27 protein-coding genes are annotated in these 25,599 nt (G+C 69.3%); 17 read left to right on the top strand and 10 right to left on the bottom strand.

All coding sequences use genetic code 11. The features are described 5' to 3' along the window. Positions 1–7: 7 nt before the first annotated feature. On the bottom strand, positions 8–1,339 hold the full coding sequence (locus tag AB0I94_RS29790; protein ID WP_363312792.1) for a DUF2993 domain-containing protein: 1,332 nt from the start codon (positions 1,337–1,339) through the stop codon (positions 8–10). 109 nt (positions 1,340–1,448) lie between these two features. Beyond that, complete coding sequence (locus tag AB0I94_RS29785) at positions 1,449–3,269, bottom strand: bifunctional metallophosphatase/5'-nucleotidase (RefSeq protein ID WP_363312791.1); 1,821 nt, start codon at positions 3,267–3,269, stop codon at positions 1,449–1,451. Between the two features lie 285 nt (positions 3,270–3,554). On the opposite strand from AB0I94_RS29785, the gene mshD reads away from it, so the two are divergent. After that, positions 3,555–4,478: a mycothiol synthase gene (gene mshD / locus AB0I94_RS29780; protein WP_363312790.1), complete on the top strand. Its 924-nt coding sequence runs from the start codon at positions 3,555–3,557 to the stop codon at positions 4,476–4,478. A gap of 64 nt (positions 4,479–4,542) precedes the next feature. On the opposite strand, the gene AB0I94_RS29775 is transcribed toward mshD, so the two are convergent. Then, on the bottom strand, positions 4,543–4,911 hold the full coding sequence (locus tag AB0I94_RS29775; RefSeq protein WP_363312789.1) for a hypothetical protein: 369 nt from the start codon (positions 4,909–4,911) through the stop codon (positions 4,543–4,545). Positions 4,912–5,053: 142 nt separating this feature from the next. Here AB0I94_RS29775 and AB0I94_RS29770 point away from each other — a divergent pair, with 142 nt between their 5' ends. From AB0I94_RS29770 to pstB, 10 genes are all read left to right on the top strand, one after another. Beyond that, positions 5,054–5,476 carry a GntR family transcriptional regulator gene (locus AB0I94_RS29770; RefSeq protein WP_363312788.1) on the top strand — a complete coding sequence of 141 codons (423 nt, stop codon included), beginning with the start codon at positions 5,054–5,056 and terminating at the stop codon, positions 5,474–5,476. Continuing rightward, on the top strand, positions 5,473–6,375 hold the full coding sequence (locus tag AB0I94_RS29765) for an ABC transporter ATP-binding protein (protein WP_363312787.1): 903 nt from the start codon (positions 5,473–5,475) through the stop codon (positions 6,373–6,375). The genes AB0I94_RS29770 and AB0I94_RS29765 overlap by 4 nt, the downstream gene beginning before the upstream one ends. Then, entirely contained in the window at positions 6,372–7,343 is a 972-nt protein-coding gene (locus AB0I94_RS29760) for an ABC transporter permease (protein ID WP_363312786.1), read from the top strand. The genes AB0I94_RS29765 and AB0I94_RS29760 overlap by 4 nt, the downstream gene beginning before the upstream one ends. Before the next feature lie 213 nt (positions 7,344–7,556). After that, on the top strand, positions 7,557–9,803 hold the full coding sequence (locus tag AB0I94_RS29755; RefSeq protein WP_363312785.1) for an RNA degradosome polyphosphate kinase: 2,247 nt from the start codon (positions 7,557–7,559) through the stop codon (positions 9,801–9,803). Next, positions 9,784–10,911, top strand: a complete 1,128-nt coding sequence (locus AB0I94_RS29750; protein ID WP_363312784.1) for a CHAD domain-containing protein — start codon at positions 9,784–9,786, stop codon at positions 10,909–10,911. Before AB0I94_RS29755 ends, AB0I94_RS29750 begins: the two co-directional genes overlap by 20 nt. Next, positions 10,908–11,330, top strand: coding sequence for an NUDIX hydrolase (locus AB0I94_RS29745; RefSeq protein WP_363312783.1), 423 nt, complete (start codon positions 10,908–10,910; stop codon positions 11,328–11,330). Before AB0I94_RS29750 ends, AB0I94_RS29745 begins: the two co-directional genes overlap by 4 nt. Before the next feature lie 233 nt (positions 11,331–11,563). Continuing rightward, entirely contained in the window at positions 11,564–12,694 is a 1,131-nt protein-coding gene (gene pstS / locus AB0I94_RS29740) for a phosphate ABC transporter substrate-binding protein PstS (RefSeq protein ID WP_363312782.1), read from the top strand. Between the two features lie 118 nt (positions 12,695–12,812). Then, positions 12,813–13,835, top strand: a complete 1,023-nt coding sequence (gene pstC, locus AB0I94_RS29735) for a phosphate ABC transporter permease subunit PstC (protein WP_363312781.1) — start codon at positions 12,813–12,815, stop codon at positions 13,833–13,835. Next, the gene (pstA, locus tag AB0I94_RS29730; protein ID WP_363312780.1) at positions 13,832–14,881 is read left to right on the top strand and encodes a phosphate ABC transporter permease PstA; all 1,050 of its coding nucleotides are present in this window, start codon (positions 13,832–13,834) and stop codon (positions 14,879–14,881) included. The genes pstC and pstA overlap by 4 nt, the downstream gene beginning before the upstream one ends. 53 nt (positions 14,882–14,934) lie before the next feature. Then, entirely contained in the window at positions 14,935–15,711 is a 777-nt protein-coding gene (gene pstB / locus AB0I94_RS29725) for a phosphate ABC transporter ATP-binding protein PstB (protein ID WP_363312779.1), read from the top strand. Between the two features lie 122 nt (positions 15,712–15,833). Here the strand turns inward: pstB and AB0I94_RS29720 are convergent, their stop codons facing one another. Together AB0I94_RS29720 and AB0I94_RS29715 are read right to left on the bottom strand one after the other, a co-directional pair. After that, entirely contained in the window at positions 15,834–16,832 is a 999-nt protein-coding gene (locus AB0I94_RS29720) for an inorganic phosphate transporter (protein WP_363312778.1), read from the bottom strand. Positions 16,833–16,841: 9 nt separating this feature from the next. Further along, positions 16,842–17,462, bottom strand: coding sequence for a DUF47 family protein (locus AB0I94_RS29715; RefSeq protein WP_363312777.1), 621 nt, complete (start codon positions 17,460–17,462; stop codon positions 16,842–16,844). 222 nt (positions 17,463–17,684) lie between these two features. On the opposite strand from AB0I94_RS29715, the gene AB0I94_RS29710 reads away from it, so the two are divergent. Beyond that, complete coding sequence (locus AB0I94_RS29710) at positions 17,685–18,041, top strand: metal-sensitive transcriptional regulator (protein ID WP_363312776.1); 357 nt, start codon at positions 17,685–17,687, stop codon at positions 18,039–18,041. A 112-nt stretch (positions 18,042–18,153) separates the two neighbouring features. Here AB0I94_RS29710 and AB0I94_RS29705 read toward each other — a convergent pair whose 3' ends face one another. Together AB0I94_RS29705 and AB0I94_RS29700 are read right to left on the bottom strand one after the other, a co-directional pair. Further along, positions 18,154–18,336: a hypothetical protein gene (locus tag AB0I94_RS29705; RefSeq protein ID WP_363312775.1), complete on the bottom strand. Its 183-nt coding sequence runs from the start codon at positions 18,334–18,336 to the stop codon at positions 18,154–18,156. A gap of 120 nt (positions 18,337–18,456) precedes the next feature. After that, the gene (locus AB0I94_RS29700) at positions 18,457–19,278 is read right to left on the bottom strand and encodes a hypothetical protein (RefSeq protein ID WP_363312774.1); all 822 of its coding nucleotides are present in this window, start codon (positions 19,276–19,278) and stop codon (positions 18,457–18,459) included. A 121-nt stretch (positions 19,279–19,399) separates the two neighbouring features. On the opposite strand from AB0I94_RS29700, the gene AB0I94_RS29695 reads away from it, so the two are divergent. Together AB0I94_RS29695 and AB0I94_RS29690 are read left to right on the top strand one after the other, a co-directional pair. Next, a complete protein-coding gene (locus AB0I94_RS29695) occupies positions 19,400–19,555 on the top strand; it encodes a hypothetical protein (protein ID WP_363312773.1) in 156 nt (51 codons plus the stop codon). A 96-nt stretch (positions 19,556–19,651) separates the two neighbouring features. Continuing rightward, on the top strand, positions 19,652–21,241 hold the full coding sequence (locus AB0I94_RS29690; RefSeq protein WP_363312772.1) for an FAD-binding oxidoreductase: 1,590 nt from the start codon (positions 19,652–19,654) through the stop codon (positions 21,239–21,241). A gap of 323 nt (positions 21,242–21,564) precedes the next feature. On the opposite strand, the gene AB0I94_RS29685 is transcribed toward AB0I94_RS29690, so the two are convergent. The 3 genes from AB0I94_RS29685 to AB0I94_RS29675 all read right to left on the bottom strand — a co-directional run bounded on the left by AB0I94_RS29685 (position 21,565) and on the right by AB0I94_RS29675 (position 24,022). Then, on the bottom strand, positions 21,565–22,269 hold the full coding sequence (locus AB0I94_RS29685; protein ID WP_363312771.1) for a phosphatase PAP2 family protein: 705 nt from the start codon (positions 22,267–22,269) through the stop codon (positions 21,565–21,567). Between the two features lie 245 nt (positions 22,270–22,514). Continuing rightward, positions 22,515–23,525 (bottom strand): bifunctional lytic transglycosylase/C40 family peptidase, encoded by a 1,011-nt coding sequence (locus AB0I94_RS29680; protein WP_363312770.1) that lies wholly within the window; start codon positions 23,523–23,525, stop codon positions 22,515–22,517. Between the two features lie 38 nt (positions 23,526–23,563). Continuing rightward, positions 23,564–24,022 carry an ATP-binding protein gene (locus AB0I94_RS29675; RefSeq protein WP_363312769.1) on the bottom strand — a complete coding sequence of 153 codons (459 nt, stop codon included), beginning with the start codon at positions 24,020–24,022 and terminating at the stop codon, positions 23,564–23,566. Positions 24,023–24,219: 197 nt separating this feature from the next. On the opposite strand from AB0I94_RS29675, the gene AB0I94_RS29670 reads away from it, so the two are divergent. The 3 genes from AB0I94_RS29670 to AB0I94_RS29660 all read left to right on the top strand — a co-directional run bounded on the left by AB0I94_RS29670 (position 24,220) and on the right by AB0I94_RS29660 (position 25,594). Beyond that, positions 24,220–25,071 (top strand): helix-turn-helix transcriptional regulator, encoded by an 852-nt coding sequence (locus AB0I94_RS29670; RefSeq protein WP_363312768.1) that lies wholly within the window; start codon positions 24,220–24,222, stop codon positions 25,069–25,071. Positions 25,072–25,082: 11 nt separating this feature from the next. Next, positions 25,083–25,277 carry a DUF397 domain-containing protein gene (locus tag AB0I94_RS29665; protein WP_363312767.1) on the top strand — a complete coding sequence of 65 codons (195 nt, stop codon included), beginning with the start codon at positions 25,083–25,085 and terminating at the stop codon, positions 25,275–25,277. Positions 25,278–25,351: 74 nt separating this feature from the next. Next, positions 25,352–25,594: a DUF397 domain-containing protein gene (locus AB0I94_RS29660; RefSeq protein WP_363312766.1), complete on the top strand. Its 243-nt coding sequence runs from the start codon at positions 25,352–25,354 to the stop codon at positions 25,592–25,594. Positions 25,595–25,599 lie beyond the last annotated feature (5 nt).

The following is a 25,599-nucleotide window of genomic DNA, read 5'->3' as shown; positions in this document are numbered from 1 at the left end:
GCCCCTGCTATTTGCCGATCCCCAGCCCCGTACCGCTCAGCCGCACCCGGATGCCGTCCTGCCGCACGCTCACGTCCCGCAGCCAGACGTTTCCCTTGCCCGGCAGCTTCGGCAGCTGGAAGGCGAGCGTCAGCCGGTCGGTGAGGACGGGGCGGGTGAGCTGGGAGAGGCCCTTGAGGAGCGCCGGGTCCAGGCCCAGCTTCTTCAGGAGCTCGGGGTGGCCCATCGCGACGTCGATGAGGTTCAGGCCCATCACGTCGTTGATGAAGCGCGGCGATCCGACGAGGTCGTGGAGCTTGGTGTCGCTCTTCAGGGCGCCGCCGACCACGGAGTCCGGGACGCCGAGCCGCTTGACGATCGAGGGGACGGAGAGCAGCGCCTTCGCCTTGGCGGTCTCCTGGGCGAGGCGGTCCGCGGACTTCTTGCTGAGGTGCAGGCCCTCCGACTCGCGGGTGCCGGGACGGTAGGTCGCCAGGTCGCCGATCTGCAGGCTCATCCTGCCGATGTCGGTGGAGATGCCGCGGTCGCCGTTGCGCTGGATGCGGGCGTCGGCGCGCAGCTTCAGGTCATGGCCCGCGACGGGCAGCGTGCCGCGCGCGAGGACCTCGTCGCTGCCGCGGCCGGTGAACGTGACCTGCGACGCGCCCAGTTCACGGTTCAGGTCGTCGAAGGAGAGCAGCACCTCGCCCTTCATCTCCCCGATGAGGGCGCCCTTGATGTCGGTGGGGCCGTCGCCGGTGATCGTCACGTCCGTGGCGGTGGCGGTGACCTGGGCGAGCGAGATCCGGTCGGCCGCGACGTCCGGGACGGTGACCTTGACCTTGTCCACGCGCTTGTCGAGAACCTGGGTCAGGAAGGGGAAGCCCTCGATGTCGACCTCGGGCGCGGCGCTCAGGTGCATGGTGTCCTTGAGCTTCTCCGCGGCCTCGTGCTCGGCGTAGAGCAGGGCCCAGCGGTCACCGAGCGCGAGGAAGGCGGCGAGGACCACGAGGGCGACGACGGCCTTGCCCGCGAGCGGGAGCCCGGCGAACCGGTTGCGCCGGCGGCTGCGGCCTCGGCCGCGGCTGCCGCGGCGGTGGTTCGGCGGCTGCCAGGGAGTGTCGGCCTTGTCGGCCGCGGCAGCGTTGTCGTCGTCCGTCTCGCGGAGGAAGCCCTCCAGCGGGTTCGGTCCTGCCAGGGCGCCGAGCTCGTCGTACGGATTGAGCGGAGCGGTGGTCTCCGCGGGCGTCTCAGGTGCCGCTGATGCTTCTGGGGGAACCGATTCGGCGTGCCAACCATCAGACGGAGAGGCCTGGTTGTGATCGGGCGGAAGCGTGGCTATGCGGTGGGGGGAACGCATCAGCTGATTTCACCATACGTTCACACCCCACCCCAAGCCTTACGCCCAGTAACCGCCGATATGGGCCGCTTACTGAGCGCGTCTGTTAACGCGTCATTCACTTCACGATTCACTTCACGACGGTGATCCTGTCCGCCTTGGGCGGCGCGATCGGCTTGTCCGCCGAGGAGTTGGCGGTCAGGTAGTCGTTGAACGCCTTCAGGTCATCGCTGCCGACCAGCGGCTTCGTGCCCTTGCCGAGCTCGGCGAAGCCGTCGCCGCCGCCCGCGAGGAAGGAGTTCATCGCCACACGGTACGTGGCGGCCGGATCGATCGCCGCCCCACCCAGCTTGATCGAGTCCGTCACGACACGGTCCGCGCCGGACTTCGTCATGTCGAGCGTGTACGTCAGGCCGTCCGAGACCTGCAGAATCTTCGGGGATGCCTCGTTCGACCCGCTCACCTGCTGCTTGAGCCCGGTGATCAGCTGCGCGCCGGTCAGATCGACGAGGTTGACCGTGTTGCTGAACGGCTGGACGGTGAAGCCCTCGCCGTACGTCACCACCCCGTCGCCCTCGCTTCCGCTCGCCTTGAAGACGAGGTCGGAGCGGATGCCGCCGGGGTTCATCAGCGCCAGATCGGTCTCCGGGTCGATCGACTTGCCGTGCGCGAGCTGCGCGTCCGCGATCAGGTCGCCGAGCGGCGACTCGGGGACTCCGGCGCCACGGCCCGGGATGTCTCCGGAGATGAAGCCGACCGGCTTGTTGGCGACGGGCTCGGCCAGCGTGTTCCAGCGCTCGATGAGCGAGGTCATGTCCTTGGCCTTGGCCTGCTCACGGCTGACGACGTGGTTCGCGGACTTCACCGACGTACGGACGATGTCCTTGGTCCTGCGGTCGTACGTGAGCGTCGTGTCCGTGTAGAGCTTCCCGTAGGACGAGGCGGACGTGACCATGCGGGGCTTGCCCGACGGGTCCGGGACGGTGCAGACGTACGCGGAGTGCGTGTGGCCGGTGACCAGGGCGTCGACCTTGGGCGTGATGCCCTTGGCGATGGTGGTGATCGGACCCGAGATGCCGTCGCCCGCGCCCGGCGAGTCACAGTTGTAGTTGTACGCCTGGCTCGCGGGGGCGCCGCCCTCGTGGATGAGCGTGACGATCGACTTCACGCCCTGCTTGTCGAGGACCTTGGCGTACTTGTTGACCGTCTCGATCTCGTCGTGGAACTTCAGCCCCTTGACGCCGTCGGCCGAGACGATGTCGGGCGTGCCCTCCAGGGTCACGCCGATGAAGCCGACCTTGACGCCCTTGTGCTTCCACACCCAGTACGGCTTGAGGACGGGCCGTTCCGTCTTCTCGTCGGTCACGTTGGCCGCGAGGTAGGGGTAGTCGGCCCCCTGGAACTTCTTGCCCTTCTCGAAGCAGCCGTCCTTGGGGTGGCAGCCGCCGTTCTGGATGCGGGCCAGTTCCTTGGCCCCCTCGTCGAACTCGTGGTTCCCGACGCTGGTGACGTCGAGGTCGAGCTTGTTCATCGCCTCGATCGTCGGCTCGTCGTGGAAGAGGCCGGACAGCAGCGGGCTCGCGCCTATGAGGTCACCGGCCGCCGCCGTGACGCTGTAAGGGTTGCCCTTGCGGGCCGTACGAAGAGACGTGGCGAGGTACTCGGCGCCGCCCGCGTCGATCTTCTTCTCGGACCCGTCGGGCTGCTTCTCCGTCACCTGGCCCGACGATCCGGCCGGCGGCTGGAGATTGCCGTGGAAGTCGTTGAAGGACAGCAACTGCACGTCGACGGTGCGCTTCTTGCCCGACGCGTCCGCCGCGCCCGTCTGGCCTTGCCCCGCGCTCGCGGGCAGCGCGGCGGCCAACGCACCGAGCGTGGCGAGACCGGCCGCGGCGGCGAGCACACGGGTGGCGCGGCGTCTTGGCCGACGTGGCTGAGGAGTGGCTGGCACGTTTCCCCCTGGGAGAGGTCTGATCTGAACGGCTGAGGGTGGTGAAACACCGCGCAGCCTAGAGTCAACGCGCGTAGCGCGACAGGGGGTCACGGGTTACGAGGTGGTTGCCGTCGGGGGCACGGCGGGGGCGTTGCGGACACTTCGGGCAAGCGAGACGGCGTACGGGGGCGAAGGTGACCGGGCGCGGCGCGAGCGGCGCGTGCGCCGTGGTGCACTCCCCCGCGGGGTGTGAGTACGTCCGTGATCTGCTGCTCGACCGGCCGCCGCCGTACCCTCGACTCCATGACTGACGAGCAGCAGCCTCCCGCCACCCTGCGGCAGATCGACACGGTCGCCGCCCTCACCTCCGACCAGGCCGACGCCGTGCTCGCGCTCATCGCGGAAGCGGCCCGCACGGACGGCCAGCAGGCCGTGTCCGAGCAGGGGCGGCTGCAGCTGCGGGCAGGCGCGCGGGACGGGGTGCGGCATCTGTTGCTCACCCTCGGCGACGAACTCGTCGGGTACGCGCAGCTGGAGGACACCGACCCCATCGAGGCGCCGGCCGCCGAACTCGTCGTGCACCCCGCGCACCGCGGGCGCGGGCACGGCCGGGCGCTGGGCACCGCGCTGCTCGCCGAGTCCGGCCGCCGGCTGCGGATCTGGGCGCACGGCGGTCACTCGGCCGCGCGGCACCTCGCGCAGGTCCTCGGGCTCACCCTCTTCCGCGAACTGCGGCAGATGCGGCGCTCGTTGGCGGACCTGGCCCTGCCGGAGCCGGTGCTGCCCGACGGCATCTCCGTACGCACCTTCGTTCCCGGCGAGGACGACGCGGCCTGGCTCGCGGTGAACGCCGACGCCTTCGCGCACCACCCCGAGCAGGGCTCCCTCACCCAGCGCGACCTGGACGATCGCAAGGCCGCACCGTGGTTCGACCCGGCGGGCTTCTTCCTGGCGGTCAAGGACGGCGAGCTCGTCGGTTTCCACTGGACCAAGGTGCACGCGGACGAAGGCCTCGGCGAGGTGTACGTCCTCGGTGTGCGGCCCGGCGCACAGGGCGGCGGCCTCGGCAAGGCGCTGACGACCATCGGCCTCAACCACCTGGCGGCAGCGGGCCTGCCGACCGCGATGCTGTACGTGGACGCGGACAACAAGGCGGCGGTGAGCGTCTACGAACGGCTCGGGTTCGTCACGCACGAGACGGATCTGATGTACCGGACGGAGACCTGAGCGAGACGTACGAAGGGCGCGGTGTCCCCCTGGGGACGCCGCGCCCTTCGTCATGCGTGCCCGGCTACTTCGCCGGCTCCACCGGCGTCAGGCACATCTCGAACTGCACCCGCCCGCGCCGGGTCTCCTGATACTGGGACTGGCCCGGCTCGCACTCGCTCTCGAACTTGCTCGCGACCTTGTAGTCGGCCTCGGAGCTGGAGCAGCCGATGACCTCCATGTCAGGACTGCCGTCGGACCCCTTGTTCTGTACGCAGTCACCGACCTCGGCGACCGCGGGCGCCTTGGCGGCCTCGCTGTCGGGCCCGGTGGAGTTGCCCCGGCTCGTGTACCACCAGACTCCGGCGATGACCGCGGCGATGAGCAGCGTCACCACCTTCATCACGGGTGACTGGCGACTGAAGGCGCCGCTGGGGCGCTGGGAATTGGACAAGGTAAGTCCCCCGACTTCCGTGCGTGTTCACGTCAAATCACATGCTGAGCGGCAGACGCTACAAGATCACTCACCCCTTGACGAAACCCGCTCCCTGCACCACCCTTTCACTACTCAATTAGTGAAAGGGTGGTGCGAGGGCATGGTCGAGTTCCGTATCGACCGGCGCAGCGGCGTCGCCACCTATCTCCAGATCGTCCAGCAGACCCGACAGGCCCTGCGCCTGGGCCTGCTGGAACCGGGCGACAAGCTGCCCACGGCCCGTGAGGTCGTCGAGGCCACGGCCATCAACCCGAACACGGTCCTGAAGGCCTACCGCGAACTCGAACGCGAGGGCCTGGTCGAGGCCCGCCGCGGACTCGGCACCTTCGTACGGAAGTCGCTGGGCTCGACGCCCGCCGACTCCCCGCTGCGGGGCGAGCTGAGCCGGTGGGCGGCCCGGGCCCGCGCCTCGGGTCTGGAGAGGGACGACGTCGCGGCGCTGTTCAGCGCCGTGCTGGACGAGCAGTTCACCGAGCCGGAGCAGGCATCCGCATCCACCGCGTCCAAGGGGGACCCCGCATGACCGACACCGCCATAGAGGCGGCCTCGCTCGCCAAGCGTTACGGGCGACGGGGCCACGCCCTGCGTGACTGTTCCTTCCGGCTGCCCACCGGCAGGATCTGCGCGGTGGTCGGGCCCAACGGCGCGGGCAAGTCGACGCTGCTCGCCCTCGCGGCAGGGCTGATGCGGCCTTCCGAGGGCGCGCTCACCGTGCTCGGCACCGACCCTGCCGCCGCGCGCTCGAAGGTCGCGTACGTCGCCCAGGACAAGCCCCTCTATCCGCAGCTCAGCATCGCCGACACCCTGCGGCTCGGCGCCGAGCTGAACCCGGGGCGCTGGGACGCGGACCTCGCCGAACGCGTCGTGCAGGAAGGGGGGTTGGACCCGGGGGCGCGCGTGCGCACGCTCTCCGGCGGTCAGCGCACCCGCGTCGCGCTCGCCCTCGCGCTCGGCAAGCGGGCCGAACTGCTGCTCCTGGACGAGCCGATGGCCGACCTCGACCCGCTCGCCCGGCATCAGCTGATGGGGACGCTGATGGCCGAGGCCGCCGAGCACGGCACCACCGTGGTGATGTCCTCGCACATCGTCGGCGAACTCGCCGAGTCCTGCGACCACTTGCTGCTGGTCTCCGGCGGCCGGGTCCGGCTCGGCGGTGGCATCGACGACCTCGTCTCCGCCCACGCCCTGGTCACCGGGCGCCACCCCGTCGAGGACCTCGCCCCGCACACCGTCGTCGAGTCCCGCGCCACGGGGCGCGGCCTGACCGCGCTGATCCGCCCGGAGGGCCGCCCGGTCGGCGACGGCTGGGACGTCGAAGAACCTTCCCTGGAGGAACTGTTGCTGGCCCATCTGCGCTCACCGGAGGCTCCGGCGCTGCTGACGCCGAGCACGGCGCCCGCCGAGCGCGAGGTGACGGTATGAGCTCCCCTCTCCTTCGCGGTCAGCGCTGGGCGGACGTCCGGCTGCACCGTGGCGCGCTGTGGACGGGGCTCGGCATCGTCGTCCTCGCGGCCGTGGTGACGGGCTATCTGCGGTGGGCGACCCACGCCTTCCCCGAGCCCACCGGCGCCTGCACCTCCGACGGCTCCTGCGACACGTTCCTGGGCTTCACCAGCGCCCGGGATCTGCTGTACACGTTCATGAAGCACTACTCCCAGGGGATGCTCCTGATCCCCGTCCTGATCGGCGCCTTCGTGGCGGGCCCGGTCATCGCCCGCGAGATGGAGTCGGGCACCCACAAGCTCGCCTGGACCCAGTCGGTTTCACCCGCGCGCTGGCTGCTGTCGAAGCTGACGGTGTTCGCCGTGGTGAGCGTGTCCGGCGGGCTCGCACTGATGGCGGCCTTCTGGCTCGGCCGGTCCGGTACCGGGGCCGTGTGGAACCTGGGCTGGGCCGACCGCGGGGTCTACGAGTCCGTCGGCCCGGCCCTCATCGCGTACTGCCTTCTCGGCATCATGGTCGGCGCCCTCGTCGGTCTCCTCGTACGCCGCACCCTGGTGGCGCTGGTCGCCGGGGGGCTCGTCACCGGTCTCGTACTGCTGGTCATGGGCAATGTGCGGTGGCAGCTCTTCCCGGTGAAGACGGTCTCAGGGCCCGCCTCGGGCACGATCACGGGCTACACGATGCGCGACGTCCCCGTGGACTCCCTCATCATGGACACGGGGGTCCACAACGCCGCCGGCGAACGCTTCGTCGCCGGGCAGTGTTCGCAGGGGCAGATGGACCACTTCCCCTGCCCCTCGGACACCAAGATCACCGGCTGGTACGCCGACGTCCACCCCCATTCCCACTTCTGGTACGTCCAGTTCATCGAAACCGGCATCGTCCTCGCCCTCACCGCCGTGGCCGCGTACGCCGCCTTCCGCGTGCTGCGCCGCCGCTCCGCCTGAGTTGCGCACGGCCCTCCGGACGTGTAGACGTCCGGGGGACTCCCGCACATGTCCCGCACGTCATGTCGCCGTAACCAGTGATTCAGACTGGCTTGCGACCCTCGCTCAATGCAGCCCGCCGTGCCCGACCCTCCCCCCATGAACGGGAAGCTCGTCATCGCCCCGGCACTCTCCGACGCGCCCATCGGGGTCCCCGCGCGGAAGAATGGGGCCATGAGCCAGCCCAGCACGCAAGGACAGGTCCAGCACGCCCAGCCCTCCGTAGGCTCCATCGCCGCGCACCGCCCGCACACGCTGTCGGCCGCGGTCTCCGACCTCGACCCCGACATCGACGCGGATCTCGACGCGTACGACGAGGACGGCCAGGTGGGACACGACGGCCAGGAGCTGCCGCAAGGCCGCTTCCTGGACCGGGAGCGCAGCTGGCTCGCGTTCAACGAGCGCGTCCTGGAGCTTGCCGAGGACCCGAACACCCCGCTCCTCGAACGGGCCAACTTCCTGGCGATCTTCGCCTCGAACCTGGACGAGTTCTTCATGGTCCGGGTGGCAGGACTGAAGCGCCGCATCGCGACCGGCGTCGCCACCCGTTCGGCCTCAGGCCTGCAGCCCCGCGAGGTCCTCGAGCTCATCTGGAACCGCTCCCGCGAGCTCATGGCCCGGCACGCCGCCTGCTACCAGGAGGACGTCGCCTCCGGCCTCGCCGACGAGGGCATCCACCTGGTCCGCTGGAACGAGCTGACCGAGAAGGAGCAGTCCCGCCTCTTCACCCTCTTCCGGCAGCAGATCTTCCCCGTCCTGACCCCCCTCGCGGTCGACCCGGCACACCCCTTCCCGTACATCTCGGGGCTCTCGCTCAACCTCGCCGTGGTCGTGCGCAACCCGGTGTCGGGACACACGCACTTCGCCCGCGTGAAGGTGCCTCCGCTGCTCTCCCGCTTCCTCGAGGCCTCCCCCCAGCGGTACGTCCCCATCGAGGACGTCATCGCGGCTCCCGCGCACCTCGCGGAGCTGTTCCCGGGCATGGAGATCCAGGAGCACCACATGTTCCGGCTCACCCGGAACGAAGACCTGGAGGTGGAGGAGGACGACGCCGAGAATCTCCTCCAGGCCCTGGAGAAGGAGCTCATGCGGCGCCGCTTCGGGCCGCCGGTACGCCTGGAGGTCGAGGAGTCCATCGACCGGAACGTCCTGGACCTCCTCGTGCGCGAGCTGAAGATCAGCGAGGCCGAGGTCTACCCGCTGCCGGGTCCGCTCGACCTGACCGGGCTCTTCGGCATCGCGGCCCTGGACCGGCCCGAGCTGAAGTACCCGAAGTTCATCGCGGGCACGCACCGTGACCTCGCCGAGGTGGAGTCCGCGTCCGCGCCGGACATCTTCGCCGCCCTTCGCGAACGCGACGTACTCCTGCACCACCCGTACGACTCGTTCTCCACCTCCGTGCAGGCCTTCCTGGAGCAGGCGGCCGCCGACCCGGACGTGCTGGCGATCAAGCAGACGCTGTACCGGACCTCGGGCGACTCCCCCATAGTCGACGCCCTGATCGACGCCGCCGAGTCGGGCAAGCAGGTGCTCGTCCTGGTCGAGATCAAGGCGCGCTTCGACGAGCAGGCGAACATCAAGTGGGCGCGGAAGCTGGAGGAGGCGGGCTGCCACGTCGTCTACGGCCTGGTCGGCCTGAAGACGCACTGCAAGCTGTCGCTCGTCGTACGCCAGGAGGGCGAGACCCTGGTCCGCTACTCCCACGTGGGCACGGGCAACTACCACCCCAAGACGGCCCGGCTCTACGAGGACCTGGGGCTGCTCACCGCCAAGCAGGAGGTCGGCGCGGACCTGTCCGACCTCTTCAACCGGCTCTCGGGGTACTCGCGCCGCGAGACCTACCGCCGTCTCCTGGTCGCCCCCAAGTCCCTGCGCGACGGGCTCATCGCGCGCATCGACAAGGAGATCCAGCACCACCGCGCGGGCCGCCCCGCGTACGTACGCATCAAGGTCAACTCGATGGTCGACGAGGCGATCGTGGACTCCCTCTACCGCGCGTCGCAGGCAGGCGTGCCGGTGGACGTGTGGGTGCGCGGGATCTGTGCGGTGCGGCCGGGGGTCACGGGGCTCTCGGAGACGATCCGGGTGCGTTCGGTGCTCGGCCGCTTCCTGGAGCACTCCCGCGTCTTCGCCTTCGGCAACGCGGGCGAGCCCGAGGTGTGGATCGGCAGCGCCGACATGATGCACCGCAACCTCGACCGACGTATCGAGGCGCTGGTCAGGGTCACCGACCCGGCACACCGGGCAGCGCTCAGCCGGCTCCTGGAGACCGGCATGTCGGACACCACCGCCTCCTGGCACCTGGGCGCGGACGGCAACTGGACCCGGCACGCGCTGGATTCGGAGGGCCAGCCCCTGCGGAACGTACAGGAGATGCTCATAGACGCCCGGAGGCGCCGGCGTGGCACAGCTAAACCATGAGACGACGACAGGCGATGTCCTGTCGGCCTATCTGCAGAACCAGGCCACGGAGTTCCTGCGCTCGCTGCGGCTGCACCGCGAGTCCTCGACGGACGCGCAGGGGGCGGAGGAGTCGCTGGAGGCGGCCCGCGCCCTGCGCCGCGCGGCGCGCCGCATCGGCGGCACCCTGCACACCTTCCGCCCGCTCCTGGACCAGGAGTGGGCGGCGGGGCTGCGTCCCGAACTGGCGTGGCTTTCGGGCACGTTGGCGCGGGAGCACGCGTACGGGACCCGCCTGGAGCGCCTGCTGGACGCCTTGCACCGCTTGTCGGGGGCGCCGGGGGTGCCGGCGCCCGCCGATGTGGCCACCGTCCCGGCCGCGGGCAGGCGTTCCGCACGGCGCTGGGGGTCCCCCCGGTCGAGCGCGGCCGAGAGCGGCGGAGGGTGGGCGCAGCCCGCGACGCCGGGTGCGCCGCCGGGTGCGAACGAACAGGGCGGTGCGCCCAGGGGCCTGACGGTGGGCGCGGCCAAGGCCGCGGCGCTCCTGGAGCGCCAGCTCACCCTCGCCCGCACGCGGGCCCACTCCACCGCCCTCCAGGCGTTCGGCTCCTCCCGCTTCCACGCGGTGGCGGACAACGTCGCCGTACTGGCAAGCGAGGTCCCGCTCCGGAACAGCGGCATCGACGACCTGAAGCCGCTGGCCGCGAAAGCCGGGGAAGACCTCGCCGACGCCGTCGCCGCCCTCCCGCTGGGCCAGGCCGGCCACCCGTACAACGCGGAAGCGCTGACGCACGGCCTCTCCGCCGACCCCGCCCCTGAGGCCCAGGACGCCCCCTGGCTGAGGGCCCGCGCCCTCCTGCGCCTGCACAGGTACGCCCAGGAAGTGCTCAGCGGCGGCCCCGGCGAGGACCTGCGCCTGGCGGACGCGGGCGACGCCCTTGACCGCCACCGCGAGGCCGCCGACGCCGCTTCGGCAGCGGCGACCGCCGCCCGCACCCCTCGCATCGCCCCGGCGACGGCGTACGCCCTCGGCGTCCTGCACGCCGACCAGCGCCACGAGGTGGAAGCGGCCCGCTTCGCGTTCCACCAGGCCTGGCTCCGGGAGACAGAGGCGGCGAGTACCCGGTGACGCGCCCCGAGGGCGAGGTCGTCCGCGCCGCGGGCTGCGTCCTGTGGCGCCACTCCCCTCATGACGGCCGCCTGGAGATATGCCTGGTCCACCGGCCGAAGTACGACGATTGGTCGCATCCCAAGGGCAAGCTGAAGCGAGCCGAGACCCCCCTGGCCGGCGCCCTGCGGGAGGTCGAGGAGGAGACCGGCCACCGCTGCTCCCCCGGCGCCCGGCTCCCCACGGTCCGCTATCTGGCCCAGGGCCGCCGCAAAGAGGTCGACTACTGGGCGGCCGAGGCGACGGGCGGCCACTTCGCGCCCAACAGCGAGGTCGACCGCATCCTCTGGCTCTCGCCGACCGCGGCTCACAACCGCCTCACACACCCCCGCGACCAGCAACTCGTCGACGCGCTGCTCAACCTCCTCCACGCTGCGTAGCCACTTCGCTACGTTCCGTGGCACCCTGCCTAACCAGGCCGACCGCCGAGGTTCACCCGCCGTTCACTCATGCCCATCGGCCGCTTCATCTGGCCTGCCTAATTTCAGCCTTACAACACAACGTAAGACCGCAGAACCAAGAACCGCATCACCGCAGAACCGCAGCACCGCACGACGAAGACCTCGCACGCCGCCACCAATGGGCCGGCGGCTCCCGGAAGGAAGACCCGAAAGTGAAGCTTCAGCGCAAGAACCGGCTCCGCGCCCTCTCGCTCGGCGCCATCGCCGTCTCCGGCGCCCTGGCCCTCACGGCGTGCGGCTCCGACGACACGAGCGGCGGCAGTGGTGGCAGCGGCAAGGAGACCGCCGCCAACGCCAACATCAAGTGCGATGACGCCAAGGGCCAGCTCGCGGCCTCCGGCTCGTCCGCACAGAAGAACGCGATCGACGCCTGGCGCAAGGTCTACTCGACCGCCTGCAAGGACGTTCAGCTGAACTACAACCCCACGGGTTCCGGCGCCGGCATCACCGCGTTCATGCAGGGCCAGACCGCCTTCGCGGGCTCCGACTCGGCGCTGAAGCCCGAGGAGATCGCGGCGTCGAAGAAGGTCTGCAAGAACAGCCAGGCCATCGACCTGCCGATGGTCGGCGGCCCGATCGCCGTCGGCTACAACGTGCCCGGCGTGGACAACCTCGTCCTGGACGCCGAGACCCTCGCCAAGATCTTCGACGACAAGATCAAGACCTGGGACGACAAGGCCATCCAGAAGCTGAACCCGGACGCCAAGCTCCCCGGCACCAAGATCCAGGCGTTCCACCGCTCGGACGAGTCCGGCACCACGGACAACTTCACCAAGTACCTCAAGGGCGCCGCTCCCGACGCCTGGTCGTACGAGCCCGGCAAGTCCTGGGAGGCCAAGGGCGGCCAGTCCGCCAACGGCTCCTCCGGTGTCGCGGGCCAGGTCAAGCAGACCGTCGGCGCCATCTCGTACTTCGAGCTCTCCTACGCCTCCGACGGCATCAACACGGTCGACCTGAAGACCGACGCCAAGGAGCCGGTGAAGGCCACCGTCGACAACGCCTCCGAGGCCATCTCCGAGGCCAAGGTCGTCGGCAAGGGCAACGACCTCGCCCTGGAGCTGAACTACAAGCCCGAGGCCGAGGGCGCGTACCCGATCACCCTGGTGACGTACGAGGTCCTGTGCGAGAAGGGCAACAAGCCCGAGACCCTCGCCGCGACCAAGTCCTTCCTGACCTACATCGCCAGCGAGGACGGCCAGAACGTCCTCAAGGAGAACGACTACGCGCCGATCCCGGCCGAGATCATCACCAAGGTCCGCAAGACCGTCGCGGGCCTGAGCTAGCTGAACCGAGTGCGGCCGGCCCCGCTTTTCAGGGCCGGCCGCACCGTCCGGTGCACCGCCGCCAGGAGCAACTCCCGCTGAGGAAGCGGTGGTCACGCTCCGCAGACCGGAGAATCCCATGGATATACCAAGCAGTACGACAGCACCTCCACCCCTCAACGACGTACAGCCCTCGGGCATCACGCCCAAGCGCCCCCGCCGCAGCGCGACCCGCCCCGGTGACCGGATCTTCCTCGGTCTCTCGCGCGGCTCCGGCATCACGCTGCTGGTGATCATGGCCGCCATCGCGGCCTTCCTGACCTACCGCGCGACACTGGCCCTCGCGGACAACACGGGCAACTTCCTCACCACCTTCGAGTGGGACCCGGCCGGCGCCACCACCGGCGGCAAGCCGTTCTTCGGCATCGCGGTCCTGGTCTTCGGCACCGTGGTGAGCTCGGTGATCGCCCTGGTGGTCGCCGTCCCCGTGGCCATCGGCATCGCGCTGTTCATCTCGCACTACGCGCCGCGCAAGCTGGCGACCCCGATCGCCTTTGTGATCGACCTCCTCGCCGCCGTGCCGTCGATCGTCTACGGCCTCTGGGGCGCCCTCGTGGTCGCACCCAACCTGACGGGCCTCTACAGCTGGCTCGACGACTACTTCGGCTGGACCGGGATCTTCGAGTACCAGGGCGGCGCCCCGCGCTCCCTGATGACGGTCGGCATCCTGCTCGCCATCATGATCCTGCCGATCATCACGAACGTCAGCCGTGAGGTCTTCCTCCAGGTCCCGAAGATGCACGAGGAGGCCGCGCTCGCGCTCGGCGCCACGCGCTGGGAGACCATCCGCATCTCGGTGCTCCCCTTCGCACGCTCGGGCGTCATCTCCGCCTCGATGCTGGGCCTGGGCCGCGCGCTCGGCGAGACGATCGCCGTCGCCACCGTCCTCTCCCCGACCTTCCTCATCAGCGCGTCCGTGCTCGACCCCGGCGGCGGCACCTTCGCGCAGAACATCGCCAGCAAGTTCAACGAAGCCAGCGAGTACGGCCGTGACGCGCTCATCGCCTCCGGCCTCGTCCTCTTCGTCATCACCCTGCTGGTCAACGGCGCGGCCCGCATGATCATCGCGCGCCGCAAGGAGTACTCGGGGGCCAACGCATGAGCACCACCGCCATCAAGCCCACGAGTCTGCGGGGCGCCCGCCTCCCGCGCTGGACACCGCTGGTCGTCGCGCTCGGCTCCGCCGCCGTCGGCATCGGCATCGGCGTGGGGGCCGGTCTCGACAGCCGCATCCAGTGGGGTCTGATCGCCGCCGTCCTCTTCATCGTCGTCTCGTACGCGGCCGCGGTCGCGGTCGAGGGCGGCCGTCAGGCCAAGGACCGCCTCGCCACCTCGCTGGTGTGGGTCATGTTCCTGCTGGCCGTCGTCCCGCTGGCCTCGCTGGTCTACGAGACCGTCGAGCGCGGCTCGACCGTCTTCAACGGCTACTTCCTGACCCACTCCATGGGCGTGGTCGCGGACGACGAGCCCGGCGGCGGCATCTACCACGCGATCATCGGCACCCTGGAGCAGGTGCTCCTGGCCTCCGCGATCGCCGTGCCGATCGGCCTGCTCACCGCGATCTACCTCGTCGAGTACGGACGCGGGAAGCTCTCCAAGGTCGTCACGTTCTTCGTGGACGTCATGACCGGCATCCCGTCGATCGTCGCGGGCCTGTTCGTCCTCAGCTTCTGGATCCTGATCCTGGGCTTCGACTTCTCCGGCTGGGCCGGCGCCATGGCGCTCGCCATCCTGATGATGCCGGTGATCGTGCGCTCCACCGAGGAGATGCTCAAGCTCGTCCCGAACGAGCTGCGGGAGGCGTCGCTCGCCCTCGGCATCCCGAAGTGGCGGACCATCCTGAAGGTGGTCCTGCCCACCGCGATCGGCGGCATCACCACGGGCGTCATGCTCGCGGTCGCCCGTATCGCGGGCGAGACCGCGCCGGTGCTTCTCCTGGTCTGGGTCAACCCCATGATCAACACGAATCCGTTCGAGGGCTCGCAGGCCTCCTTGCCGCTGTACATCTACCAGCAGTACGGGGCCGGCAACCAGGCAGGTTACGACCGCGCCTGGGCCGCTGCGCTCGCCCTCATCGGCTTCATCATGATCCTCAACCTGGCGGCCCGCGGCGTAGCCCGCTGGAAGGCCCCCAAGACGGGCCGCTGAGGCGGCCACTCAGCGACCCTCTCGTACGTACCCCCCTTAAGGCAGTGATCCCCATGGCCAAGCGAATCGACGTATCGGGCCTGACCGCTTACTACAGCTCCCACAAGGCCATCGAAGACATCTCGATGACCGTGGAGCCCCGCTCCGTGACGGCCTTCATCGGCCCCTCCGGCTGCGGCAAGTCCACCTTCCTGCGCACCCTCAACCGCATGCACGAGGTCACCACCGGTGGCCGCGTCGAGGGCAAGGTGCTCCTGGACGACGAGGACCTCTACGGTCCCGGTGTCGACCCGGTCGCCGTGCGCCGCACCATCGGCATGGTGTTCCAGCGCCCCAACCCGTTCCCCACCATGTCGATCTTCGACAACGTGGCGGCGGGCCTGCGGCTCAACGGCTCGTACAAGAAGAGCGAGCTGAACGCCATCGTCGAGAAGTCCCTCAAGGGCGCCAACCTCTGGAACGAGGTCAAGGACCGCCTGAACAAGCCCGGCTCCGGCCTCTCCGGCGGTCAGCAGCAGCGTCTGTGCATCGCGCGGGCGATCGCGGTGGAGCCCCAGGTTCTGCTGATGGACGAGCCCTGCTCGGCCCTGGACCCGATCTCGACGCTCGCGATCGAGGACCTGATCGGCGAGCTGAAGGAGCGCTTCACGATCGTCATCGTGACGCACAACATGCAGCAGGCGGCCCGCGTCTCGGACCGTACGGCCTTCTTCAACCTCGCGGCGGTCGGCCAGCCCGGCAAGCTCGTCGAGATCGACGAGACGGCGCGGATCTTCTCCAACCCGTCCGTGCAGGCGACCGAGGACTACATCTCGGGCCGCTTCGGATAAATCCCGGCCCGACCTTTACTCCCCGCGGTGCTGCATGGCGGTGCCACCGCAGGGGCAACAAGAAAGGCCCGCCCCCTGGCTCCCGGGGGGCGGGCCTTTCCTCGTCTCGCTCTACCGCGTTGCTACAAGAACGCGAGATTCACGATCCAGAAACTGACGGCGGCGACGAGCGCTGCCGCGGGCATCGTGATGAACCAGCCCAGGATGATGTTCTTGGCGACACCCCAGCGCACAGCCTTGACGCGCTTGGTCGCGCCCACACCCATGATCGCGGAAGTGATGACGTGCGTGGTGGAGATCGGCGCGTGGAACATGAACGCGGTGGTGAACATGATGCCCGCGCCGGTGGTCTCGGCGGCGAATCCCTGCGGCGGGTCCAATTCGATGATCTTGCGCCCGAGGGTCCGCATGATGCGCCAGCCACCCGCGTACGTACCGGCCGAGAGCATCAGCGCACAGGCGACCTTCACCCAGATCGGAATGGGCGCGTCGGCGCTCTGCACATCGGAGATGACCAGGGCCATCACCACGATGCCCATGGTCTTCTGCGCGTCCTGCAGACCGTGTCCGAGCGCCATTCCGGCCGCCGACACCGTCTGCGCGATGCGGAATCCCCGCTTGACCTTGTGCGGATTGGAATTCCGGAACATCCACATGATCGCGCACATCACCAGATAACCGGCGACGAGACCGACAAAGGGCGAGATGAACATCGGAATGACGACCTTGTCGAGCACTCCGGACCAGATCACCCCGATACCACCGGCGAGCGCGGCTCCGACCATTCCACCGAAAAGGGCGTGGGACGAGGAGGAAGGCAGCCCGAAGTACCAGGTGATGAGGTTCCATACGATGGCGCCCACCAGGGCGGCAAAGAGGATCCACATGCCCTTGTTGCCCTCGGGCGTCTCGATCAGGCCCTTGCTGACCGTCTTGGCGACCCCGCTGCCCATGAAGGCACCGGCGAGGTTCATGACGGCGGCCATCGCGAGCGCCGCGCGAGGCGTCAGCGCACGCGTGGAGACGGAAGTGGCGATGGCATTCGCAGAGTCGTGAAAGCCATTCGTATACGTAAATCCGAGCGCGACGCCAATGGTCACGACCAAAGCAAAGGTGTCCATGGAGAGGCCTCAGGACTCCTTGACCGCAATGGTCTCCACCGTGTTCGCGACGTGCTCGAACGCGTCGGCCGCCTCTTCGAGCACGTCGACGATCTGCTTCAGCTTCAGCACCTCTATGGCGTCGTACTTGCCGTTGAAGAGCTGGGCGAGCAGCTTCCGGTGGATCTGGTCGGCCTGGTTCTCCAGACGGTTGACCTCGATCCAGTACTCGGTGAGGTTCGACATCGTCCGCAGATTCGGCATCGCCTCGGCCGTGAGCTCGGCGGCCCGCGAAAGGACCTCGATCTGCTGCTCGACTCCCTTGGGGAGTTCCTCGACCTGGTAAAGGACGACCAGGTCGACGGCCTCCTCCATGAAGTCCATGATGTCGTCGAGGGACGAGGCCAGCTTGTAGATGTCCTCGCGGTCGAACGGCGTGATGAAGGAGGAGTTCAGCTGGTGGAAGATCGCATGGGTGGCGTCATCTCCAGCGTGCTCCGCGGCCCGCATACGCTCTGCGATCTCGGCTCGGGCGGAGGCGTCAGCCCCGAGCAGTTCCATCAGGAGCTTCGAGCCCGTGACAATGTTGTCCGCGGACGCGGCGAACATGTCGTAGAAGCTCGTCTCCCTGGGGGTCAGACGAAAGCGCACGTGGGGTCCTCGGGGTGCTCTGGATTCGGTCAGGCTGATGCTAGGCGCATCATCCGGCCACGGCTAACCGGCCAGACCCCAGTGTCGCCCATCAGGCACAGTGATCAGCACACCCCCCGAGCAATCGAGTATCCTATACCCGCCAGGGGTATCTGGAGCCAGTAGAGCCAGCGGCTCTTGTATGTCTGCCCAGCAGAGTGACTGTCCAAGCAGGAGGACGCGATGACGACCACCGAGCCGGCCGGTGTGGCCATGAACACCGAAGCGCCCTCCGAGCCCGGCGGCCACGACCAGGGTGTCCACGGCTACCACAAGCAGAAGGACGAGCACCTCAAGCGGCTGCGACGCATCGAGGGCCAGGTCCGGGGCCTGCAGCGGATGGTCGAGGAAGACACCTACTGCATCGACATACTCACCCAGGTCTCGGCCGGCACGAAGGCCCTGCAGTCCTTCGCCCTCCAGCTCCTGGAGGAGCACCTGCGGCACTGCGTGGCGGACGCGGCGGTCAAGGGCGGGGACGAGATCGACGCGAAGGTCGAGGAGGCCACCAAGGCCATCGCCCGCATGATGCGCACCTGAGGCTGCGAGGCCCGGCGTGGCACCTGCGGCGGCGAGGCCCCGCGTTTTTTGGCCGAGGGGACGCGGCAGGGGCTGGGCCGCGCTCCACACCCCGGGAAACCGGGGTCCGGGACTAATCCCGGCTGTTGCCCAAGTGCTCCACTTCGATGGAGACGTTCAGGACCTCGTCAATGCGGTCGGCACTCAACCGATCCTCGGCGGCGGACGCCGCGATGATGAGTTCGCCGCACAGCTCGATCTCGGCGAGGGCAACGTGGTCCTGAACAGTCGTACCGCGCACCAGAGCCACGTTCATCACCTCTTCCTGACCTTGCTTCCTGCCGGTACCGACTTCCTAGAGTAGGGATCGGCCTACACACCGCGCATGGCACGGACGGACCATTTCCACACCCCCGGGCGCGACTAGCCGTGCACCCTACTTCTCGGCGATCTTCCCCGCGAAGATGTCCTCGCTCGCCGGAAGCCGCACGTCCACCGGCACCCCGAAGTCGAACAGCAGGGTGGTCGAAGCCACCTCCGCGTTCGCGACACTGAAGTGCTGCCGCAGCTTCCGCAGCCGCCCCTGCTCGTCGAGGTACGCCTCGAACGGCACCCCGTCCTTGCTGAACCCTTTCGCCGCCGCGCCAAGGGCCCGGCGCTGCCCCTCGGACGCGGCCTTCGCGGCGTCCGGCAGGTTCGCCGTCCCGCGGTAGTGCCGCACCTTCACGCCCGCCACCGCCGTCTCGCCGACGTACGACACCTTGCGCACGCCCCGCAGCAGCTCGGCCGCGGCGAGCGGATCGGTGGCACCGCCCGTGACCAGGTTGCCGTCCGAGAGCGACGCCGTGTCGATCCGCACCCACTTGTCGGCGGGCACGCCGGCCCCCCGGTTCTTCATGTAGAGCGCGCCGCTCGCCATCAGCTCGGTGATGGGCCGGTGCTCCTCGGCCCCCGCGGGGTCCTTCGGCAGCACCACCACGAACCGCCCCACCTGCCGCCTGAAGTCGTACGAGCCCTGCCCGCGGATGGTCACACGGGTCCCGCCGCTGGCCATCTCCATGGACGTACGCGCCTTGGAACTCCGCGCGCGGACAAGGGCGTCGGCGGAGTCCCGCACCGCGTCGACGGCGTTCCGGGAGGCGGCGCGCCCGTCGTCGGCGGCGGCTCCGCCGCCCGAACAGCCCGTGGCGACGGCCATGAGACCCACCGCCGCGGCCGCGACGGCCGCTCCGCCTGTGCGCCTGTGCTGCTGACCCATGGCCCGACTACCCCCAAGCCTTCCCGCGAGGTGCTGTAGCCCCCTGTCGTTCCGTGTAACGACAGGCACGTTGACCCGGTCACGCGTAAGGGAGTCAACCCGGCGTGGGTACGGTGGGGCCGTGGCCGAGGAGCAACAGGACGAACCCCACCGCACGACAACGGTCGAGCAGGGCCGCTTCTGCACTGCCAGGTGCAGTTGCGGCTGGCGCGGCCCGGCCCGCAGAGCGCGCAGCAAGGCCCGGACGGACGCGGAGTCCCACATGTCGGACCGGTAGGCCCCCGCGCGCCGCGCCCGACTCGCCCTTCCGCTCGGCGGAACCCGTGGGTCCCGTACTCCGTCTCGTACTCCGGGAAGCAACGGGAGGGGCGACATGGAACGGCGTACGTTCATCAGCGCGACGGCGGCGGCGACGGTGGCCTTCGCGGCGGCGGGCTGCACCGGTTCCGGCGGAGGCGCCGGCGGCAGCGGCAGCGGGGGCGCGACGTCGCGCGGTGCGAGCGGCCCCCGTTCCAGCACCCCCATTCGCACGTCGAGCGCCGCGGCGACGGCGGCGGCGAACCTCACCGCCCTCGCCAAGGACCTGGACGGCACCCTGGTCAAGCCCGGCGAGGCGAAGTGGGCGGCGGCCCGGCAGCTCTACAACACGCGCTACGACAGCCTGCGGCCGACGGCGGTCGCGTACGTGGCGAACCAGGACGACATACGCACGACCCTGGCCTACGCCCGCGCGCACGACGTCCCGGTCTCCATCCGCAACGGCGGCCACTCCTACGGCGGTTGGTCGTCCGGCACGGGACGCCTGATCGTCGACGTGTCGAAGCTGAACACGGTGCGGGCCAGTGGTTCGACGGCGACGGTCGGCGCGGGCGCGAAGCTCATCGACGTCTACCGCACGCTGGCCGCGAAGGGCGTGACGATCCCGGCGGGTTCCTGCCCGACCGTCGGTGTCTCCGGCCTGACGCTCGGCGGCGGCCACGGGGTGGTGTCGCGGGCGTACGGCCTGACCTGCGACAGCCTGACGTCGGCGACGCTGATCACGGCGGACGGCAAGCAGCTGACGGCGAGCGGGAGCGAGAACAAGGACCTGTTCTGGGCGCTGCGGGGCGCGGGGAACGGCAACTTCGGCGTGGTGACGGAGCTCCGGTTCCGCACGCACGCGGCTCCGCAGGGCGTCTCGGCGTACATGAGCTGGCCCTGGTCGAAGGCGGCCGCGGTCATCAAGGCGTGGCAGGAGTGGGGGCCCGGCCAGCCGGACGAGATCTGGTCGTCGGCGCACCTGGCGAACACGCCGGGCGGCACGCCCACGGTGTCGGTCGCGTGCTTCTCCCTGGGCACGTACGGCGAACTCCAGAACGCGGTGGACCGCCTGGCCGACAAGATCGGCGCCCCGGCCCGGAGTGTCTCGCTGAAGCGGCGCTCGTACGAGGAGGCGATGGAGGTGTACGCGGGCTGCTCGTCGTTTCCGGCGGACGCCCAGTGCCACCTGCCCGGCGCGACACCGGGACGGAGTCCGCAGGGCGCCCTGAACCGCGAGACGTACGCGGCGAGTTCGGACTTCTTCGACCGTTCGCTGTCGGCGGCGGGAATCCGCACACTCCTCAGCCAGGTGGAGAACGTGACGGGCGCGAGCGCGGGCAGCATCGCGCTGACCGCCCTCGGCGGCGCGATCAACCGGGTCGACCCGACGGCCACGGCCTTCGTGCACCGCCGCTCCCGGATGCTGGCGCAGTACATCGCGGCATGGCGCCCGGCCACGTCCGGCAAACCGGCCCGGGCATGGCTGAAAACGGCTCATGGGGCGATGGCCCGGTACGCGTCCGGGGCGGCGTACCAGAACTACGCGGACCCTACGCTGACCAACTGGCGCGAGGCTTACTACGGTTCGGCGGCACCGCGTCTGAAGACGCTGAAGAAGCAGTACGACCCGAAGCGGTTCTTCGACTTCCCGCAGGCGTTGTGACGCCGTCCGGCGTCCGGCGAAGGAGCGAAGTCCCCCCGGCACGGCCGTTCCCATAACCCGAACGGCCCATCCGACACGCCCTCAGGTGGCCCACTTCCCGGGACGGGGCTGCTCTGGGGATATGAACCCGCGAATAGCCACAGCCGCAGCGTCCACGGCCGCCCTGCTCGCCCTGACGGCCCCGGCGGCCCACGCCGCCACGGCGGAAGCCCAGCACTCGACCGCCGGCCCGCTCACCGCCATCTCCGCGGGAGTGACCGTGGCGGCGGCCGGCACCGGCTGGTGGCTCCTGAAGCGCCGCCGCGAGGGCGAAGAGCCGACGGCTACGCCGCGAGACCCCGCTCATCCGGCTCGGGCTCGGAGGCCGTCCGCCGAGGGAGCTCGGCCACAGCCTCGTCCCGGGGCATCGCCCACACCAGCCGAGCACCCCGCCCCGTCCGCCCGACGGCCTTGATCACAGGCGTGAGCAGGGCCATCGCCGGCGGTGAGAGCAGCAGCGCGACAGCCGTTCCGAGCGCGAATCCGCCGACGACGTCCGTCGGATAGTGCACGCCCATGAAGACCCGGCAGAAGCCTTCGGTCAAAGCGAGGGCGATGCCGACAAGTCCGAACTTCCGGTTGGCCACGAAAAGCCCGACGCCGAGAGCCATCGCGAGTGTCGCGTGATCACTCACGAAGGAGAAGTCGGTCTTTCCGTGCACGAGGAGCTCAAGGCCGTCGTGGTCCTTGAAAGGCCGGCGCCGTTCGACGAATCCCCGGATCGGCACATTCACCAGGACGGCGATCCCGGCCGCCAAGGGCGCCCAGACAACAGCGGCGACAGAGGAAGCGGCGTCATCCAGCGTCCCGCGCTTTCGCTGCCCCCACCAGCACCAGACGACCAGCAGAACAAGCGCGAGCAGCAGTCCGTACTCACCGACGAATGCGATCGACTTCGCCAGCCAGGCCGGTGAATCCTCGGCAAGGCCATTGATGTCGTAGAGCAGGCTGACGTCGGGGTTCGACCCTGTGGTGTCGAGTCCAGCCATGGTGCTGCGGCCCCTTGTCTCCTCGCCTCGGACGCACCTTGCCGTGCGTCCTTCCGTCAACCCCCGTGGCTACAGTCCAGGGAACGCGTGGCCCCCTCCACTACGTTCCACTCTCCACCGAATGATCACGCAGACGTTACCGAAGAGAGACTCATCACCGCAGCTCAGAGAAGTGTACTGACGGAGAGTTCAAGCCACATCACGCGCCGCGCACCCCTCCGAAAAGGGGCCCTTCTCGAAACCCCTCAGGCCTTGGACAGCTTGTCCGGCACGGCGTTCGCGCCGTCCTCGGTGACGCGAGTCGCGCCAAAATAATCCGGCGTATCGATCGGATCGAAGCGGATCACCGCGCCGGGCCGCGGGGCGTTGATCATGTAGCCCCCGCCCACATAGATCCCGACATGCCGGATGGCCCGGGAATTGGTGAGGTCGTCCGAGAAGAACACCAGGTCGCCCGGGAGCAGTTCGTCACGTTTCGGATGTGGCCCCGCGTTGTACTGGTCGTTCGCCACACGTGGCAGATCGATGTCCACGCTGCGATAGGCGGCGAGCGTAAGGCCGGAACAGTCGAACCTGCCGTTCTGTTCGGCAGTTCCGTTTCCGCCCCACAGATACAGCGTGCCGAGCTTCTTCTGCGCGTAGTAGATGGCTCCGGCCGCCTGCTGCGACGGCTGCACCCTGCCGGTGGGCCGGGCGAAGCTCTTCTCCAGGTCCGTGATGGTCTTCACGTAATTCTGGGTCTCGCGGTACGGGGGTACGCCGCCGTACTTGATGACGGCGTACGCGCCCGCGTTGTACGCGGCGAGCATGTTCTTCGTCGGGTCTCCTGGGGCGTCTTTCACATAGCCGGCGAGTTTGCAGTCGTACGAAGCGGCGGACGGGATGGCGTCCTGCGGGTCCCACACATCACGATCGCCGTCACCGTCACCGTCGAGCCCGTGCGTGGCCCAGGTTCCCGGGATGAATTGCGCTATCCCCTGGGCGGCGGCCGGGCTCTGCGCCTTCGGGTTGAACCCGCTCTCCTGATACAGCTGAGCGGCGAGCAGGGCGGGGTTGATCGCCTTGCAGAGGTTGCCCCACTTCTGCACGAGGGGCTGATAGGTGGCGGGCACGGCGCCCTTCGCGAGGCCCACGTTCCCCTGCCCGGCACCACCCGCGATGCTTCCCGCCGCCATGTACGTCCCCACGACGAGCAGGGCGATGAAGCTCATCGCCCCACCGATGCCGACGGCCGCGACCAGCCACGCCTTACGCACCGTCAACCACCCCTCACCGCCCGGGAGTCCGCCGCTCGTCAGTCTAGATGCGGCACCCGTACCTTCGGGGGACCACCGCCAAGCTCCGCCCAGAGCAGTTTGCCGTCCCGCGCGGCGCGGAGGGGATAAGCACCCCAGGAGTCGGCGCACGCCTGGACGAGATGCAGCCCGCGTCCACTCTCGGCGTCCGCCGGCGGGGCGGGCGGGATGCCGGGTCGCCCGAATCCGGGCGGGATCTGCGGGTCGGAATCCCACACGGCGACGCGGATGCCCTTCGGGGAGGTGTGGCGCAGGCGGAGGGCGTAAGGGCCGTCGGTATGACAGTGGGCGTTGTTGAGCATCTCGGCGGCGAGGAGCTCCGCGGTGGGTACGAGTTCGGCGAGGCCGTACGTGGCGAGGACGGCGCGGAGGGTGACGCGGGCGATGCCGGGGGCGCGGGGGTCGTGCGGGAGTTGGAGGGTGTAGCTCCAGGGCGGGGATACGGTTGTGGGCGGCATGGAAGTCTCCGTTCGCGGTGGGGAGTTGTCGGGACCGTGCGTGTGCCCGGTGACGTTGTCGCTCCGTCGAGCGGGGTGCTTCCGGGGTGGGGCGCCCAACCAAAAGTAGCGCTGCCGGATATATTCTTCACCCGATTCCGGGTGAGGCTAAATGCAACCACCCGTGTGGGTGACGTGACAGCACAGGAGCAGCAGGCATGGCCGTGAGAAACAACCCGACGGGTCGTCAACTCCGGCTCGGCGCCGAGCTGCGCAAGCTGCGTGAGCGCGCGGGTCTGACGTCAACGGCAGCGGCTCAGCTGATGGGGATGAGACAGGCCCAGGTCAGCAACATGGAAACCGGCCGAGTCGGAGTGAGCGCCGAACGGGTACGGACCCTGGCCTGCCACTACCAATGCTCGGACAAGGCCCTCATCGAGGCCATCGCCGACATGACCGGTGAGCGCAAGCGCGGTTGGTGGGAGGAGTACCGCGAGATCCTGCCTGCCGGACTGCTGAACCTCGCCGAGGTCGAGCACCACGCCACGCGTCTGCGCACCGCCATCACCGTGCACATCCCCGGGTTGCTCCAGACCGCCGACCACGCACGAGAACTGATCCGGCAGGTCGTCCCCGAGTTCCCGCCGCCCGACGTGGAGCACCGGGTGTCGTTCCGCCTCAAGAGGCAAGCCGTCCTCTACGGCGACTCCCCGACCCCCTACCTGGCACTCATCCACGAGGCCGCTCTGCGGATGCAGTTCGGCGGCCCGGACGTCACCAAGGGGCAGTTGCGGCACCTCCTGGACATGAGCGAGCGGGATCACATCACGCTCAGGGTCCTCCCGTTCGCCGCCGGGTCCTTCCCGGGGTCCGGCCAGTCGCTCTTCTACTCCAGCGGCCCCGTCCCCCAACTGGACACCGTGCACCTCGACCAGTCGCACGGCCCGGCGTTCCTGGACGCCGAGGCCCAGTTGGAGATGTACCGCGTACTCCTGGACCGAGTCGAGGCCCTGACCCTCGCCCCCGCGAAATCACGAGACCTCATCAGCAACCTGACGCATGACCTGTGAAAGGAACTCACATGCCCACGCCCAGCTGGCAGAAGTCGTCCTACTGCCAGGAAGGTGACGCCTGCGTACACCTCGCCGCAACCGCAAGCCCCACCGGACCGGCGATCCAACTAACAGAAAGCGCCGACCCCACCGGAGCGATACTCACCGCACCACCCGCAGCCTTCGCAGCCCTGCTGCGCACCCTCAGCCCCTCCGGCGTCTGAGGAGCGGGGGCCTGGGGGGCGGAGCCCCCAGTCCCCCACCCCACCGCACAGAAATCCCACGAAGGACCTCCACCATGACCAAAACCCCGCCCCCCAAGATCCCCCCGAACCTCGACTGGATCCGCGCCGCCCCCGCCTGGCAGAAGTCCTCGTACTGCGGCCAGGGCGACTCCTGCGTACACGTCGCCGCAACCACAAACCCCACCGGACCGGCGATCCAACTAACCGAAAGCGCCGACCCCACCGGAGCGATACTCACCGCACCACCCGCAGCCTTCGCAGCCCTGCTGCGCACCCTCAGCCCCTCCGGCGTCTGAGGAGC

Source organism: Streptomyces sp. NPDC050147 (assembly GCF_040660195.1).
Lineage (GTDB): Bacteria > Actinomycetota > Actinomycetes > Streptomycetales > Streptomycetaceae > Streptomyces.
The sequence above is the reverse complement of the archived record's forward strand: the minus strand, read 5'-3'. Positions and strand labels throughout refer to the sequence as shown.

Excerpts from the sequence above, each read along its gene's own strand:
- pstC (WP_363312781.1), top strand. The coding sequence starts at position 12,813 with ATGGATATACCAAGCAGTACGACAGCACCTCCACCCCTCAACGACGTA.
- AB0I94_RS29765 (WP_363312787.1), top strand. The coding sequence starts at position 5,473 with ATGACCGACACCGCCATAGAGGCGGCCTCGCTCGCCAAGCGTTACGGG.
- AB0I94_RS29675 (WP_363312769.1), bottom strand. The coding sequence starts at position 24,022 with ATGCCGCCCACAACCGTATCCCCGCCCTGGAGCTACACCCTCCAACTC.
- AB0I94_RS29790 (WP_363312792.1), bottom strand. The coding sequence starts at position 1,339 with ATGCGTTCCCCCCACCGCATAGCCACGCTTCCGCCCGATCACAACCAG.
- AB0I94_RS29770 (WP_363312788.1), top strand. The coding sequence starts at position 5,054 with ATGGTCGAGTTCCGTATCGACCGGCGCAGCGGCGTCGCCACCTATCTC.
- AB0I94_RS29690 (WP_363312772.1), top strand. The coding sequence starts at position 19,652 with ATGGAACGGCGTACGTTCATCAGCGCGACGGCGGCGGCGACGGTGGCC.
- AB0I94_RS29670 (WP_363312768.1), top strand. The coding sequence starts at position 24,220 with ATGGCCGTGAGAAACAACCCGACGGGTCGTCAACTCCGGCTCGGCGCC.
- mshD (WP_363312790.1), top strand. The coding sequence starts at position 3,555 with ATGACTGACGAGCAGCAGCCTCCCGCCACCCTGCGGCAGATCGACACG.
- AB0I94_RS29700 (WP_363312774.1), bottom strand. The coding sequence starts at position 19,278 with ATGGGTCAGCAGCACAGGCGCACAGGCGGAGCGGCCGTCGCGGCCGCG.
- AB0I94_RS29660 (WP_363312766.1), top strand. The coding sequence starts at position 25,352 with ATGACCAAAACCCCGCCCCCCAAGATCCCCCCGAACCTCGACTGGATC.
- AB0I94_RS29685 (WP_363312771.1), bottom strand. The coding sequence starts at position 22,269 with ATGGCTGGACTCGACACCACAGGGTCGAACCCCGACGTCAGCCTGCTC.
- pstA (WP_363312780.1), top strand. The coding sequence starts at position 13,832 with ATGAGCACCACCGCCATCAAGCCCACGAGTCTGCGGGGCGCCCGCCTC.
- AB0I94_RS29710 (WP_363312776.1), top strand. The coding sequence starts at position 17,685 with ATGACGACCACCGAGCCGGCCGGTGTGGCCATGAACACCGAAGCGCCC.
- AB0I94_RS29665 (WP_363312767.1), top strand. The coding sequence starts at position 25,083 with ATGCCCACGCCCAGCTGGCAGAAGTCGTCCTACTGCCAGGAAGGTGAC.
- AB0I94_RS29720 (WP_363312778.1), bottom strand. The coding sequence starts at position 16,832 with ATGGACACCTTTGCTTTGGTCGTGACCATTGGCGTCGCGCTCGGATTT.
- pstB (WP_363312779.1), top strand. The coding sequence starts at position 14,935 with ATGGCCAAGCGAATCGACGTATCGGGCCTGACCGCTTACTACAGCTCC.
- AB0I94_RS29755 (WP_363312785.1), top strand. The coding sequence starts at position 7,557 with ATGAGCCAGCCCAGCACGCAAGGACAGGTCCAGCACGCCCAGCCCTCC.
- AB0I94_RS29705 (WP_363312775.1), bottom strand. The coding sequence starts at position 18,336 with ATGAACGTGGCTCTGGTGCGCGGTACGACTGTTCAGGACCACGTTGCC.
- AB0I94_RS29760 (WP_363312786.1), top strand. The coding sequence starts at position 6,372 with ATGAGCTCCCCTCTCCTTCGCGGTCAGCGCTGGGCGGACGTCCGGCTG.